The organism is Pseudomonas sputi, assembly GCF_021603585.1.
GTDB classification, from domain to species: Bacteria; Pseudomonadota; Gammaproteobacteria; order Pseudomonadales; family Pseudomonadaceae; genus Aquipseudomonas; species Aquipseudomonas sputi.
In genome coordinates this window covers 126,617-142,865 of the sequence record NZ_BQHI01000002.1, presented here as the reverse complement: position 1 = coordinate 142,865, position 16,249 = coordinate 126,617, and the positions used below count along the sequence as shown (strand labels likewise).

General features: G+C 60.9%; 9 protein-coding genes. 1 reads left to right on the top strand and 8 read right to left on the bottom strand.

The features are described from left to right. Nucleotides 1-47: 47 nt before the first annotated feature. Entirely contained in the window at nt 48-1,067 is a 1,020-nt protein-coding gene (gene aruF / locus L6D81_RS03175; RefSeq protein ID WP_064598807.1) for an arginine/ornithine succinyltransferase subunit alpha, read from the bottom strand. A gap of 131 nt (nt 1,068-1,198) precedes the next feature. After that, the gene (locus tag L6D81_RS03170; RefSeq protein ID WP_236177874.1) at nt 1,199-2,419 is read right to left on the bottom strand and encodes an aspartate aminotransferase family protein; all 1,221 of its coding nucleotides are present in this window, start codon (nt 2,417-2,419) and stop codon (nt 1,199-1,201) included. A gap of 306 nt (nt 2,420-2,725) precedes the next feature. Here L6D81_RS03170 and L6D81_RS03165 point away from each other — a divergent pair, with 306 nt between their 5' ends. After that, nucleotides 2,726-10,447: a dermonecrotic toxin domain-containing protein gene (locus tag L6D81_RS03165; protein ID WP_236177873.1), complete on the top strand. Its 7,722-nt coding sequence runs from the start codon at nt 2,726-2,728 to the stop codon at nt 10,445-10,447. A 56-nt stretch (nt 10,448-10,503) separates the two neighbouring features. Here L6D81_RS03165 and argR read toward each other — a convergent pair whose 3' ends face one another. The 6 genes from argR to L6D81_RS03135 all read right to left on the bottom strand — a co-directional run bounded on the left by argR (nt 10,504) and on the right by L6D81_RS03135 (nt 15,747). After that, nucleotides 10,504-11,484 carry a transcriptional regulator ArgR gene (gene argR / locus L6D81_RS03160; protein WP_085709719.1) on the bottom strand — a complete coding sequence of 327 codons (981 nt, stop codon included), beginning with the start codon at nt 11,482-11,484 and terminating at the stop codon, nt 10,504-10,506. 111 nt (nt 11,485-11,595) lie between these two features. After that, entirely contained in the window at nt 11,596-12,360 is a 765-nt protein-coding gene (locus L6D81_RS03155; protein ID WP_003227281.1) for an ABC transporter ATP-binding protein, read from the bottom strand. Nucleotides 12,361-12,383: 23 nt separating this feature from the next. Further along, nucleotides 12,384-13,496: a succinylglutamate desuccinylase/aspartoacylase family protein gene (locus L6D81_RS03150; protein ID WP_236177872.1), complete on the bottom strand. Its 1,113-nt coding sequence runs from the start codon at nt 13,494-13,496 to the stop codon at nt 12,384-12,386. A gap of 1 nt (nt 13,497) precedes the next feature. Beyond that, complete coding sequence (locus L6D81_RS03145) at nt 13,498-14,196, bottom strand: ABC transporter permease (protein ID WP_007951062.1); 699 nt, start codon at nt 14,194-14,196, stop codon at nt 13,498-13,500. Next, nucleotides 14,193-14,882 (bottom strand): ABC transporter permease, encoded by a 690-nt coding sequence (locus tag L6D81_RS03140; protein WP_236177871.1) that lies wholly within the window; start codon nt 14,880-14,882, stop codon nt 14,193-14,195. Before L6D81_RS03140 ends, L6D81_RS03145 begins: the two co-directional genes overlap by 4 nt. A 91-nt stretch (nt 14,883-14,973) precedes the next feature. Then, nucleotides 14,974-15,747: an ABC transporter substrate-binding protein gene (locus L6D81_RS03135; protein WP_192562087.1), complete on the bottom strand. Its 774-nt coding sequence runs from the start codon at nt 15,745-15,747 to the stop codon at nt 14,974-14,976. Between the last annotated feature and the right edge of the window lie 502 nt (nt 15,748-16,249).

Genomic DNA, 16,249 nt, shown 5'->3' with positions numbered 1-16,249 from the left:
TCTCCTCAAACGGGCCGCCGTGGCCACCCGTAAAACTCGCTAAGGCGTTAAACCGCCACCAGGCGCACGCTGGCACCTTCACCGACGCCCAGGGCTTCGGCCGCTTCCAGATCCAGGGTCACCGGTTTGCCCGGCGCGTAATCCAGCTCAAGCAACACCGCGCGGTAATCCTGCAACTGGGCATTGGCCACCAGATACTGGCGACCGGCACCTTTGACCGGCTCGCCGAGCTTCACCGGCACCACGCGGCTCTGGGCGATCGAACGGATCCCCGAAACACGCGCATGCAGGGTCGGGCCACCGTCGAAGATGTCGATGTAGTGATCGGTCTCGAAGCCTTCGCGCATCAGGATGTCGAAGGTGATCTGCGCACGCGGGTGCACCTGGCCCATTGCTTCCTGGGCGGAGTCCGGCAGCAGCGGCACGTAGATCGGGTAATGCGGCATCAACTCGGCGAGGAACGTCCGGCTTTTCAGGCCACACAGACGCTCGGCCTCGGCGTAGTTCAGGTCGAAGAAGTTGCGACCGATGGCATCCCAGAACGGCGAGTCGCCGTTCTCATCGCTGTAACCGACGATCTCGGTCACCACCGAATCGGCGAACCGCTCCGGGTGGCTGGCGACGAACAGCAGACGGCCACGGGAGTTGAGTTCGGCCCAAGGCGAACCCACCAGCTCGCGCTGCACGTAAAAACTGGTCAGCAAGCTGTTGCCGGTCAGGTCGTGGCATTGCGAGAGCACGTGGATCTTGTTGTGGATCTTCAGCTCGCGGGAGGCATGCACGAAGGTCTCGTTGCGAAAGCTGTAGAACGGCTCGGAATAACCGGCCGAAGCGACGATCGCCGAACAGCCCACCAGCTTGCCGGTGGCGGTGTCTTCGAGGACGAAGAAGTAACTCTCCTCACCGTTGAAGCTCACTTCGGCGGCAAACGAGGCTTCGCTCGCAGCGATCTTGTCGCTCAGGCGTTCAACGTCATCCGGCAAGGAAGTGACACCAATCGGGCTGTCCGCAGCCAGACGCTGTACCTCGCCCAGATCAGCCATTTGCGCGGGGCGCATCACCAGCATGGTGTCACTCCTTTCTCTACTTCAGGTCGGCGAAAGCGCCGACTCGGGAAAAAAATGCCGGGCAGGCCCGGCACAGGAAAAGGGTCCCGGCGCCTGTCAGTGACGACAGGTGCCGGGAGGTCTTGCATGAATCAGGCTTGCGTCAGTTTCGCCGCCGCACGTTCGAAGCGATCCAGACCGGCGTCGATATCCGCGTCTTCAACCACCAGGCTCGGGGCGAAACGGATCACGTCCGGGCCGGCCTGCAGAATCATCAGGCCTTCTTGTTCAGCGGCGTTGAAGATGTCCTTGGCCTTGCCTTTCCAGGCGTCGCTCAGCACGCAACCGATGAGCAGACCAAGACCGCGCACCTGGGTGAACAGGCCGTACTTCTCGCCGATCTGTTGCAGGCGGGTCTTGAACTTGTCGTGCTTGGCATGGACGCCGTTCAGCACCTCAGGGGTGTTGATTACGTCGATCACCGCCTCGGCCACGGCGCACGCCAGCGGGTTGCCGCCGTAGGTGGTGCCGTGAGTGCCGACGACCAGATGCTTGGCCAGCGCTTCGGTGGTCAGCATAGCCGCGATCGGGAAACCGCCGCCCAGGCTCTTGGCGCTGGTCAGAATGTCCGGAACCACGCCGAAATGCTGATAGGCGAACAGGTTGCCGGTGCGGCCCATGCCAGTCTGCACTTCGTCGAACACCAGCAGCGCGTTGTGCGCGTCGCACAGTTCACGGGCGCCTTGCAGGTAAGCCAGCTCGGCCGGCAGCACGCCGCCTTCGCCCTGGATCGGTTCCAGAACGACCGCGCAGGTCTTGTCGGAAACAGCGGCTTTCAACGCTGCCAGATCGTTGTACGGCACGTGAGTGATGCCGGTGATTTTCGGGCCGAAACCGTCGGAGTACTTCGACTGGCCACCGACGTTCACAGTGAACAGGGTACGGCCGTGGAAGCTGTTGAGCGCGGCGATGATTTCGTACTTCTCGCTGCCGAAACGGTCGAACGCGACACGACGGGCCAGCTTGAAGGCGGCCTCGTTGGCTTCGGCGCCGGAGTTGCAGAAGAACACGCGCTCGGCAAAGGTGGCGTCGATCAGCTTGTGCGCCAGACGCAGGGCCGGCTCGTTGGTGAACACGTTGGACACGTGCCACAGCTTGTTCGCTTGCTCGGTCAAGGCACCGACCAGCGCCGGGTGCGCATGGCCCAATACGTTGACGGCGATGCCGCCGGCGAAGTCGATCAGCTCGCGGCCGGCCTGATCCCAGACGCGGGACCCGGCGCCACGCACCGGAATGAAAGCGGCAGGCGCGTAGTTGGGAACCATAACCTGGTCGAAATCGGCGCGTTGTACCGCAGCGTGCTCAACGGACATCGGAGTCTCCTGATGAGGGCCACCCGCCTGAAACTGGCGAGCGATGGGGGGATTGTAAGGACAGTTTTGTGCCCGGCCTTGCCGCCAAGCGACAACTTCTTATAGCGCAAACCCCGGATTTTCCCGGGTTTACGGCAATGCGACATATAGCGTCGCAAAGGCGCAGTTTAAACCGTCGCCGACAATTGCAGCAGGCCCGAGAACATATCAATTGCAGGCCACGGCAATGTCATATCTATATACCGCACCCCGCTTGCGCCATTTTGATCTGCTTGGCTCATTTCCAGACGCCAAGGCGCAACCCCCATGCACTCACCGACCGAACCGCAACCGGCTGCCATTGCCGGCAATTCTCCCTCACACTATCAGCCGCTGGTAGACGCGATCCCCGAATGGCTGGGCCAGGCCTCTTGCGCCCGGCGCGCGGCATTGAAGAACAACCGGCGCCCCGTCACCGACAACATCAGGAAAGCCCCCCGGGCACAGCACGATCAATTGCGCGCCGCGATTGCCGGGCACATGCAGGTACAAAACAGCGTCGATCAGCGACTTGCACAGGTGCAGGACGTCAGCGCTTTTGCCGAGCCCCTGCTCAAGGCGGCACTCCAGTCACGATTCGGTCTGGAACTGGATGTGAAGGAAACCTTCCTGCGCCTCTATCTGCCGGCCACCACCCCCATTTTCGGCATCAGGACAGGCGTGCGCAGCTGGACGGTTTCCCTGCTGGACGCGGCATTGCACAACTTTCAGAAGGACGAGGCCCGGGAGGACGCCTACGATCGCGACTCCTGCTTCATCACCCGACCGTCAGAAACCGGTCGGTTCGACACTTTGCCGCAGATCCGCGCAAAGATCAGCATTCCGGCCTTCGTCAGCCTTTGTCGGGAACTGGATATCGGCGCTGGCTACAAGGCCTATCTTGAAGACTGCCTCGGCATCTCCAACCCGGTCGTTGCCGCCCTCCTGCCCGACAGGCTCAAGGAGAGTCAGAAAACCGCCCTGAAAGCAGACCTGCAACTGGCACGACTCAACGGCGACGTTGGCGAGCACTGGCTGCGGCTGATCAACGGAATGCTCGACGGCCTGCAGGGCATGCGCATCAACGGTCACGCCTTGCGCTGCCAGGATTTGACGATGATGTCGGCCCCCCTCACCGGCATCGTGGTTTTCGCTGCGGATCTGGAACAGGCACGGGTCGCGCTCGGAGTGGTGGCCTACATACCGGGCGACCCGGAACACCCGATCAAGGAGTACGCCTCGAGTGCCGACATGGAAAAGGAACTGGCCCGCCAGTTGCGTTCGCCGCAGTACCAGCGCTTCTTTATCCAATTCGTCGCCCACGAACAAAGAGGACATTTCCTTGCCGATCTGAACCGACGCCTGAGCCAGGTGAAATGGCATGAACCGCAGTCAGGCAGCCAACTGCCCCCCTGGCGAGAAACACCGATCGAAAAGCCCAAGCTGCAACTGGCTGCGTCGCCCATTACCGGCGATCTCTGGGAACACCTCTACCAGCGCAAACTGAACAAAATACTCAACGACGCCGCCACCCTTGCCGTCCCGACCGCCGACGCCGACCGAAAAGCGCGCTGGGCGCTCTGGGATTCGCTCGTCGACATAGCCTCCTCGATCCTCCAGATCGCCTCGTTTGTCGTGCTGCCTTTCGTGCCGTTTCTGGGCGAAATGATGATGGCTTACATGGCCTGGCAATTTCTCGACGAGGTCTTCGAAGGCATTGTCGACTGGGCCGAAGGTGCGGTAACCGAGGCCGGCGAACAATTGTTCAGTGCCCTCGAATCACTGGTTCAACTGGGAGCCTTCGGTATCGGCGGTGGCATCGCCATGGCGGAGTTGCCCAAGGTATTGCCGCCGAGCGTCGTCTCCTTTATCGACCGATTCCGGCCCGTCAAGCTGCGCAACGGCAAGACCCTGTACTGGAAACCCGAGCTCAAACCTTACGAGAGCCCGATCACGCCGCCAGAAGGCGCCGTGCCGGACACGCAGGGATTGCACAGGCAACAGGGCAAAAAACTGATGCCTATCGATCAGAAACATTACGCGGTCAGCGATCACCCCCATCCTGACAAGCTGCACATCGAGCACCCGACCCGGACGGACGCTTACCGTCCTGTCGCATTTCATAATGGCGAAGGCGCCTTCCATACCGAACTCGATCGACCGCTGGAATGGGATAAAACGGTTGCATTGCAGCGCCTGGGACCGAGCATCGAGCCATTCTCGCCCGCCCGTCGCGAACGGATCCTCAAGGTCAGCGGCTGCCACGAAGATGCCTTGCGCAGAATGCATGTCGAGCGCGAGCGCGTACCGCCGCTACTGGCCGATACAATCCAGCGCTTTCGGATCGATCAGGAGTTGCAGGCGTTCATCAGCCGCATGGCCAGCGACCAGGCCGAGGATTACCTTCATGCCGATCCGCTGATGCAACTGCAGCTGCTCAATGAGCAAAAACTGCTGCCGGGCACCCGACGCCTGCGCCTGATTGACGGGCAAGGAGAAGTCCTCTGGCAATCCTCTGCCGATGCCTCACTGCCGATGGTCGACCTGCATCAGGATCGACTGGCCGACGGCGACCTGCTCAAGACCCTGCTGCAATCGCTCGACGAACAGGACATCAACACACTGCTGGCGGAAGAGTTCGGCCAAATGATTGCCCTGAACGTTCGCACAAGCCGACTCAGAAGCCGGATTGTGCAGATCGCGACATCACGCCGTACGGCATTGTTCGAGGCACGCTATCAGGCGCTTCAGCATCGCGAAGAGCCGCTGGCGAAAAAGGCTGCCGGGCACGAACCGCACCTGCCTGCCAGGATCACCGAAGAACTGCTGCACACCGCTACCGGCGCCGAACTGCTGGCAATCGAAGCCGGAGAGTGGCCGCAGCGCCAGCAGGATCTCGCCGTCCAGGCGACCCACGAATTGCGCCTGGCCCGCGCCTATGAGGGACTGGAGCTGGACTCGGTGCGCAACCCGGATACCGACATGCTGGCGCTGCACAGCCTGAAAAAATTGCCGGGATGGACGAAGGACGTGCGGCTCGAAGTCCGGGACGGATCACCCGAAGGAGCCTTGCTGGACAGCACCGGACCGCAATCAGCCACCCTGCGCAAAGTGCTGGTTCGCAAGACCGATGGTCACTGGCAACCGTTCGACCATCAAGGACTGGAACTGCACGCCCCCACCGATTTCTACACGTGCGTGCTGCAGGCATTGCCGGATCCTCAACGGCAGGCCCTGAACCTGAACATCGGAGAAGGCACGAAACTCAGGCAAGCCATTCGTGACAACCCCGTGGATCGAGACGAACTGCGCCTGGCGATTTCCGACGGGGCCGTACCGCCGGTAGTCGTCGATACCCTGCGGCTGCTCGGCACACAAGGCTATGCCCGAGAAAATCCGCAAAGTCCGCGCACCCTGGAAAACCGCATCAGGCAGGTCTATCCCGGCATGGCGAACGACGATATGCCGGCCATGATGGCCCGCCTTCAAAGCCACCCTGATGGCGCTCTCGCAGAACTGTCGCGCCTTCAGCTCGAGTACGCGCAACTGGACAGCGACCTCAATCGCTGGACGATCGATGTTCCGCAAATCGATCCGGCCTCACGCCTGGCCCTTTCAGCGATCCAGAAGACCGCCATCCGACGCGACCGCCAACAGTTCGCCCATGCCTTGCGTAGCTGCTGGCGCAGGGAAACGCCGGAGCCCGGCGGTTTCCGATTGCAGTTTTCAGAACCCCTGGTGGGCGAGCTGCCGGTCTTGAGCGCAAACTTCGATCATGTCACCAACCTGGAGCTGAAGGGCTCCGACAGCAGCGGCGGGCTCGATCGATTCCTGCAAGGTTTCCCACACCTGCGGCGACTGGCATTGAATCACTTCGACCTGGATGACCTGCCACACCCCATCACCACCATGACTTCGTTGCGGCAACTGAGGCTGCGCCATTGCGGCGTCAGCCTCACCCCGCAAAACCAGTTGCTGCTGTCATCGCTCAATGAACTGACCGTGCTTGACCTGCAGGGCAACCCCCTCGGCATCACGATGGACGTCAATGCCCTGCCGGCACTGCATCACCTCAACCTGACCGATACCGGAATTTCCGAGTGGCCCCACGGCCTGCTGGCTCACCCACGAATCAAAAGTGTCTGGCTTGCCAACAACCGGCTTACCGAGCTTCCGGATATCTTGTTCGATTTTTCCCAAGGCACTACCGCTGGATACGACTTTTCCGGCAACCCGTTCTCCAGCGTCACCCGTGAACGGATAAAGGCCTACTTCAATCGGACAGGCAACGACATGGGCGTGCGTGCCGCTCAATCGGACATCGACCGGACCAAGGCTCTGTTCACCGATCTCAATGATCGTCAGGCCAGTGAACTGATCTACCGATTGCCGGGGTCACTCGTTCAAGGGCAAATCCAGCTGACTCGCTGGGAAACCGAGATTGCGCAAATGACCGCCGACCTGGCCGCCTGGGTCCGGGACATTCCCGACCGCAACCCGCTTACGGGCGAGCCGTTCAGCTTCGACGAGCGACTCGCCGAACACTCGGCGCGAGACGTGTTCGCCGGGCTGCTGGAACGACTCTGGCGTCATCGTTCGCCGGCACATTCACTGATGAGGGCGGAGGTCTTCACAGCCCAACCGACATTCAGGGGCGAGATGCCCGTACTCGCGGCCGATTTCAGTCACATCAATACACTGTCCATGACCGGCAACAAGGGGATCAGCGCCACCGCCGCCTTTTTGCGCGCCTTCCCGCGCCTGAACAGCCTGATTCTGCAGGAGTTCATATTCGAAGACGCGCCCCAGACCCTTGCGCAACTCAATGCCCTTACAACGCTGACGCTGAACAACTGCGGCCTGAGATTCACCGCCGAAATCCAGGCGGCACTGGCAGCCATGCCCGGACTGGAAGTGCTGGAGCTGCCGGGCAATCCGCTTGGCAGCGCACCCGATCTGAGTGAACTGGGCGAACTGACTTACCTTGACCTGTCCAATACCGGCATCGTGGACGTGCCGAGCGGCATGGAGAGTCATCCGAAACTGAAAACCGCCGTCGTCAGCGAAAACCATATAAGAGAAATCCCCGACGCCTTCTTCTCGCTCCCGGCCCGTGTCAGCGAAGGATTCGATTTTTCCGCCAATCCACTGACCGACCAGACGCGGGAAAGAATCAAGACCTATTCCCGCGAGCACGGCCCGGACTTTGGAGTCCTTGCCGACCCGACGGACATTGGCATCACCAGGTCGTTGTTTCCAGACCTCGACGAAGAAGAAGCCAGCGAGGTGTTCTATGGCTTGCCAGGCGACATCGAGCATGGCCGCTCTCAACTCAGGCACTGGCAGGCGGAGATCGAACAACTCTCATCGGACCTCGCGCACTGGATCAATGCGACGCCGACCTCGCACCCGATTACCGGCGAACAGATGAGTCCGGCACAAATGGTCGTGGAACACACACACAGAACGACGTTCGCCCGGCAACTGGAGCAATTCTGGCGTGCGAGAACGCCAGATACACCCAGGCTAAGAAGCGACACACTCATTCTGGACCTGGCGCTCATCGGTGACCTGCCTGCCTTGTCGGCAGACTTCAGTCACGTTTCCGACCTCTCGTTCAGAGGTAACAATGCACTGAACAACACGGACACCTTCCTCGTCTCGTTCACCGGACTGCGGCATCTGGAACTGCATGATTTCTCCTTCACGCAACTTCCCCCTGCCTGCGAACGAATGCCGTCGCTGCAGCGCCTGATCATCGAAAACTGTGCGCTGACATTGACCCCGCAGACACAGGCCAGACTCACGTCCCTCAAGCGACTGCAGTACCTGAATCTGAGCCGCAACCCGTTGGGTGCTGCGCCATCACTGTCGGGCATGACAGCACTCGTTCATTTGCGAATGGTCAACACGGGGGTCACCCGCCTGCCGGACGGCATGTTCGATCACCCACGACTGACTGCCGTCAATCTGGACAACAACCTGATCAGCGAACTGCCCGATGCCGTGTTCAACATCCCGTCGCCACACCCCGCGCAACTGAGCTTTACCGGCAATCCGCTGAGCGTGGCCTGCCTTGAACGCGTCAAGGTCTACTTCCAACAGAAACGGCAGAATTTTGGAATCTTGATGCCTCAGGAAGACCTGGACCGGACCCTGTCGCTCTTCCCGACCCTTGATCGCGAGGATGCCAATCGTGTGCTGTATCTGTTGCCGGGGACGATTGAGGACGGCCGGATGCAGATTGCAAACTGGGAAACGCAGTGGCAGCAACTTGAAGCGGATCTCACGTCCTGGGTGACCGATGTACCCGAGCGCTTCCCGGCCACCGGTGAGTTGCTGAGTGAAGATCTGCGCTTGGCCGAGCAGGCCGATCGCGAGATATTCCGCCGCGAACTTGAAGCATTCTGGCGTGAACGGCTGGAAGAACAACCTGAAACCAGGTCACAGATGCTGAACCTGAATATCGCGTTTGTCGGCGATCTGCCGCCGCTGCGCACAGATTTCAGCCATGTTCTGAGCCTGTCACTCAATGGCAATACACAACTGCGGATCAACGACCGCTTCCTCCAGTGTTTCAGCGGGCTCAAGGCCTTGGAGTTGCGCGACATGGCCTTGGGGCAGCTCCCGCTAGCGATCACCGCGATGCCTGAGCTTGAAGAGCTGGTGTTAAGCAATTGCGCCCTGACACTGGACGACGACGGCCAGACGGCCCTCTCTGCACTGACCCGCCTGACCAGCCTGGACCTCTACCGCAATCCGCTGGGCCAGTCGCCCGATTTGCGCGGCATGACAGCACTCGAGTATCTGGACCTGGCGAGCACCGGTATCCACGAACTGCCCGAGGGTCTGTTGAATCTGCCGAACATCGAAACCGTGGTACTCAACAACAATCGCATCACCGACATTCCGGCAGCCGTCTTCGAAATGCCAGCCTCCGTGGGCGCTGGCTATGACTTCGGAGACAATCCGCTGAGTGCCATCACTCGCGAACGCATCAAGGACTACTACCGTCGCACTGACGAGGATCTGGGTGTGCTGGCCGAGCCGGCGGACATCGCCCGCGTCCAGACACTGTATCCGGCGCTGAACGATGAGCAGGCCAGTGCTTTCATCTATCGCCTGGAGGGCACCCTGGCGGACGGCCGAATGGCGTTGACACGCCTGGAAGAAGAGCTCGAAACGCTGCGAGGAAATCTGGCCGCGTGGGAAGCCGACATCCCCGATCATCCGGTGAACGGGCAGCCCTCTGGCGCGCAGGAGCGGCTGCAAGAGGAACACGACAGGACTGACTTCGCGCAAGCGTTGTTGATGTGCTGGCGCAAGACGCCGGTGGAAGGCGCGCACGTCGCGGATCATCGATTCACCTCGACCCTTTCGATTCGGGGTGAACTGCCGACATTGCATGTCGAGTTCAGCCATGTGTCGGACCTTTACCTGGTCAACACCGGCGCTCACTGGCCGCGCCTCGGCCGATTCCTGGAAGCATTCCCCAACCTTGAACATGTCGACATCCGTGGCTATGACCTGGGCACCGTACCCGAGGCCATCTTCAGGATGAACCGGCTGATCACCCTGAGCCTGCCGGCCTGCCGCATCACCCTGACCCCGCAGGAAGTGAATGGACTGGCCGGGCTGCATACGCTCGAACTCCTGCACCTGCACGACAATCCTTTAGGGCTGACTCCCGACCTGAGCAATCTGCAAAGCCTGAACGATCTCGACCTGAGCGCCACCGGCATCCGCGAAATACCCAGGGGCGTGCTCGAAAATCACAACTGGATGGAAATCGACCTCTCAGGCAATGAAATCACCGAAGTCCCGGACGAACTCCAGGAAGTGCCGGCCTACGTCGGCGACCGCTACGACTTGCGCGGCAATCCCTTCTCCCCCGAGGCGATGAACCGTATTCGAGCGTACTACCAGCAAACGGGTCATACGCTGAACGTCGACAACGTCATCGGACAGCCGGCTCCCGAGACTCGTCCCGGGGTCGTGATAGAAGATTGAAAGCAGCGGAAACGACAACGCCATGGAATCGGATTCCATGGCGTTGGTCTTGCGGGTTATCCGCGCTCGGGCGGCACCGATGACAATTCGAAGGGGCTGCTGCTGCGCCGCTGGTTGCGGTCCTCCCGCGGCGTGGCGCCGAAGAAATTGCGATAGGCGCTGGAGAAATGCGGGCCCGAGGAGAAACCGCACGACAGGCCGATCTGGATGATCGACTTGCTGGTCTGCATCAACATCTGCCGGGCCTTGTTCAGGCGCAGTTCCAGGTAGTACTGGCTCGGCACGCGGTTGAGGTATTGCTTGAAGATCCGCTCCAACTGGCGACGGGACACGCACACATGCTGGGCGATTTCGTCAGTGGTCAGCGGCTCTTCGATATTGGCTTCCATCAGCAGCACCGCCTGGGTGAGCTTCGGATGGCTGGAACCGAGACGGTTCTGCAACGGAATGCGCTGACGCTCGCCGCCTTCGCGGATGCGCTCGACCACCAGCTCTTCGGACACCGCGCCGGCCAGTTCCGCACCGTGATCACGGGCCAGCACCGCCAGCAACAGATCGAGCACCGACATGCCGCCGCACGCCGTCAGGCGATCGCGATCCCAGTCGAACAGGTGGCTGGTGGCGATGACTTTCGGGAAGCGCTCGGCAAAATCGTCCTGCCAGCGCCAGTGCACCGCTGCGCGGTAACCGTCGAGCAGACCGAGTTGCGCCAGCGGATACACACCCGCCGACAGACCGCCGATGACACAACCGGCGCGCACCAGTTGCTTGAGCGCGCTGCTGAGTGCCGGCGCCAACGTGGTCGGTGGCTCGTCAGCGAGCAGGAACAGTTTCTGGAAGTTTTCGAGCTTGCCGGCCCAGGGTTCGCCGGGCAGTTGCCATTCACCTTCGGTCGGTGCTTCGGCCTGCAGGAACGACAATTCGTAAACCACGTCCGGATGCACACGCTGGGCAACACGCAAGGCCTCCTCTGCCAGCGCCAAAGTCAGAGCTTTAGTGCTGGGCCAAATCAGGAAACCAATTCGATGGGCAGTCATGGCGGGCGATCCGAAACGTAAACAGAGGGAAAAACCGAAATCGGCTGCAACCAAATTAGACCATCTGGCGCGCTGCGCAGCATGACCTAATCTGGTGCATAACGGGAGCGATTACTTGAGGCTGCCCGAGAGGAATTGTTGCAAACGTTCCGATTGCGGATTGACCAGCACTTCCCGCGGGTTGCCGCTTTCTTCGACGACGCCTTTGTGCAGGAACACCAACTGGTTCGACACTTCACGGGCGAAGCCCATCTCGTGGGTCACCACCACCATGGTGCGGCCTTCCTGAGCGAGCGCCTGCATGACTTTGAGCACGTCGCCGACCAGTTCCGGGTCCAGCGCCGAAGTCGGTTCGTCGAACAGCATCACTTCCGGTTCCATCGCCAGCGCACGGGCGATTGCCACACGCTGCTGCTCGCCACCGGACATGTGCCCCGGGAACGCGTCTTTGCGATGAGCCACGCCGACCTTGTTCAGGTAGTGCTCGGCCTTCTCGCGCGCTTCGGCCTTGGACACGCCGAGCACGTGGACCGGCGCTTCCATGATGTTTTCAAGCGCGGTCATGTGCGACCACAGGTTGAAGTGCTGGAACACCATCGACAGGCGCGAACGCATGCGTTGCAGCTGTTTCGGATCAGCGGCCTTCAGCGCGCCGTCCTTGTTGGCCACCAGTTTCAGCTCTTCGTTGTTGAGCAGGATCTTGCCCGCGTGCGGCTGCTCGAGCAGGTTGATGCAGCGCAGGAAAGTACTTTTGCCGGAGCCACTGGAGCCGATGATGCTGATCACATCGCCGGCGGCCGCTTTCAGGGAAACGCCCTTGAGCACTTCGTGACTGCCATAGCGTTTATGCAGGTCTTGGACTTCAAGTTTGTACATGCGGTCGGTTCTCACAAAAACAGTCAGTCGTTGAGCAAAGGGCCGTCGCGCAGCGCATCGCGCCCCGCCACTTTGGCCAGCCAGAAACCGGGTTGGGCGTAACGCAGCCGCTCAATGGCAAACAGCACCCCGGACGTACCAGCACACACCGTGCTGACCCGATCCGACAGCGGATCGATCACTTCGAAAATCGTGTCACCGGCATCAACCCACTCGCCGGGCTTGCGCAGAAAACTCACCACACCGGGATGCGGCGGCAGGAGCATTTCGGTGCCTTCGAACGGCATGCCTTCGCATGGTTCGTGCGCCGCGCTCGGCCACTCGCCACGGATCAAGCCCTGCTCGGCGAGGAACGCCAGAATGCCTTCTGCCCAGGTTTCGGCCTGCGCCGGCGTGGTGTCAGCCTGACCGCCGAGTTCAACGGTGGTTGCCAAACACGCCAGAGGAATCTGCGCGTTCGGGAACAGGCGCGACAGGCGCAACCACGGCAACGAACAGGCCTCGTCGAACGAGCTGCCGCCGGAATCTTCCGCCAGCAGACCCACTTTCACATCCAGGTGCGCGGCGAGCGAACGCCACTGCGGCCAGTGCTGCGGCAAGGCGTACATGTGCAGCGCGGCTTCGCAGTCGCAGTGCAGGTCCAGCACCACATCGGCGGTGGCGGCATGTTGCAGCAGGATGCGCTGCATGCCTTGCAACTGGCTGCCGGCCTCGGGCAATGCAGCCAGGTGATCGGCCATCGCCTGACGGATCAGGCGGATGTTGGCGTGCGGATCATCACCGAGCTGCCCTTCCAGCGCAGCGGCCACGGGGGCGCTGAGCTCGACAAAATCACGGTTGAAATTCTTGCCGCTGCCGGCCTCGAAACGGCCCTGATGGTTGCCTTGCAGCAACTGGCCAAGGCCCAGCGGGTTGGCCACCGGCACCAGTTCGATGACGCCGTTGAGCAGGCCCTTGGCTTCAAGTTCGCCGAGGCGTTTTTTCAGTTCCCAGGCGGTGCGCATGCCGGGCAGTTCGTCAGCGTGGAGGCTGGCCTGGATGTAGGCCTTGCGCTCGCCGCTGCCGAAGCGAAAGACCGAGATCCGGCGCTCGCTGCCCAGATGGCTCCACGGCAGAACGTGGTCGATGCGTTCCATATCAGTGCTTCCTCGGGGCCAGGTAGCTCAGCCAGCGACGCTCGGCCAGCTTGAACAGGCGCACCAGAATGAAGGTCAGGCACAGGTAGAACACGCCGGCGGTGATGTACGCCTCAAACGGCAGGTAGAACTGCGCGTTGACGGTACGGGCCGCGCCGGTGATGTCGATCAGGGTCACGATGGACGCCAGACTGGTGGTCTGCAGCATCATGATCACTTCGTTGCTGTACTGCGGCAGCGCCCGGCGCAGGGCCGATGGCAGCAGGATGCGCTTGTACATCTTGAAGCGCGACATGCCCATGGCCTTGGCCGCTTCGATCTCGCCGTTCGGCGTGGCCTTGAGGCTGCCGGCAATGATTTCGGCGGTGTAGGCGCTGGTGTTGATCGCGAACGCCAGGCAGGCGCAGAACGTTGCGCTGGACAGCCATGGCCACAAGAAACTTTCACGCACCGCTTCGAACTGGGCCAGACCGTAGTAGATCAGGAACAGTTGCACCAGCATCGGCGTGCCGCGAATCACGTAGGTGTAAAGCCACGCGGCGCCGTTGACCACCGCGTTCTTGGATACACGCATCAGCCCCAGCGGCAGGGCCGCGAGCAGGCCGAAGAACAGCGACAGCGCGAGCAACTTGAGGGTCGTGACCAGACCGCCGAGGTACAGCGGCAGGGCCTCCCAAATGACGTTGTAGTCGAAGATCATAGATCAGCCGCCCTTACGCCTACCGAGTAGCGCTTCTCAAGGTGACGCAGCGCCAGCAACGAAACGCTGGTGATCACCAGGTACATCGCCGCCACTGCGAGGAAGAAGGTGAAAGGCTCGCGGGTGGCGTCGGCCGCCTGCTTGGCCTTGAACATCATGTCTTGCAGACCGACCACGGAAATCAGCGCGGTGGCCTTGGTCAATACCAGCCAGTTGTTGGTGAAGCCCGGAATCGCCAGACGGATCATCTGCGGCACCAGCACCCGGAAGAACACCTGGAAGCTGCTCATGCCATACGCCATGCCCGCTTCGGCCTGACCTTTGGGGATCGCCATGAACGCGCCGCGGAAGGTTTCCGACAGGTACGCACCGAAGATGAAACCGAGGGTGCCGATACCGGCGGCCAGCGGGTTCAGGTCGATGTAGTCGTCGTAGCCGAGCATCGGTGCGACGCGGTTGAGCAGGTCCTGACCGCCGTAGAAGATCAGCAGGATCAGCACCAGGTCGGGAATCCCGCGGATCACCGTGGCGTACAGATCGCCCAGCCACGCCAGCCAGCGCACCGGCGACAGGCGCAACGCGACGCCGATCAGCCCGAGAACGATGGCCAGGGCCATGGACGACAAGGCGAGCTGAAGCGTCAGCCAAGCGCCATCGAGGATGACAGCCCCGTAGCCTTTCAACATGATTCAGGTCCTCGAAAGTTGGGATGAAAAAATGGCGCAAACCGCAGAGATCCTGTTGCTTGCGCCATTTCGGACGGGTCGAGCGACGTCTTTACTTGCCGTAAATGTCGAAGTCGAAGTACTTGTCCTGGATTGCCTTGTACTTGCCGTTCTCGCGGATGGCCGCGATAGCGGTGTTGATCTTGTCTTTCAGGGCGTCGCCCTTGCGTACGGCGATACCTACGCCGTCGCCGAAGTATTTGACGTCGGTGAACGCCGGGCCGACGAACGCGAAGCCTTTGCCGGCGTCGGTTTTCAGGAAGCCGTCATTCAACAGCGTAGCGTCTGCCACGGTGCCGTCGAGGCGGCCGGCGGCCACGTCGAGGTAGATTTCGTTCTGCGAGCCGTACGGCTTGATCTCGGCACCCAGCGGGGCCAGGACTTCGCGGGCGAAACGCTCGTGGATCGAACCACGCTGCACACCGATGTTCTTGCCTTTGAGCTCGGTCAGGCCTTCGCTGACAGCGGTGCCTTCTTTCATGACCAGGCGAGCCGGGGTGTTGTAGTACTTGTTGGTGAAGTCCACCGACTTCTTGCGATCTTCAGTGATCGACATGGACGACAGGATCGCGTCGATCTTGCGCACTTTGAGCGCCGGGATCAGACCGTCGAACTCTTGCTCGACCCACTGGCACTTGACCTTCATTTCTTCGCACAGCGCGTTGCCGATGTCGTAGTCGAAACCGACGATGCTGCCGTCCGGCGCTTTGGAGGCGAATGGAGGGTAAGCCGCTTCGATACCGATTTTCAGAGGCTTTTCATCGGCGAATGTCGGCAGGGACAGCACGGACAGTGCCAGGGCGCCAAGCAGCACAAGTTTCTTCATCTTGGGACTCCATCGGTAAAGGGCAAAAACGGCAGAGTGAGCAACAGCCCAATATGCGAATGGGTGAATCGGGAAAGCAGTGCTGCATCCGTGGGAAATTTCCCATTGAAACCGTCAGCGATTTCAACACGAGCCACGGCGAGCGAGTGATCGGCATTCTAACGACAGGCCCGAAGCCGATATTTCTTCAATGCGACAACTAATTACAGATGCACCGAGAAACCCGCTTGAGCACATTGACAGCCCTGCAATTTCATGCAAGAGCGAAAGACAGTGAACCGATCTATGCTGCAAATTGCGGGCCTATTATTCGCAAACCCTTCTAATCCGGCAAGCGCGGGGTTACGTCTTATTTTTCACTGGGGGTTTTAAGGCCCTGAAACGGGGCGATGCGTTTCTCATTGCCCCGTTGCGGAGCGGGCGGTTACACATTCGGTTACCTGAAGGATGACGGGTAACAGTGGGAATGGGCTTACAGAGCAATTCGATAATTATTGACCGA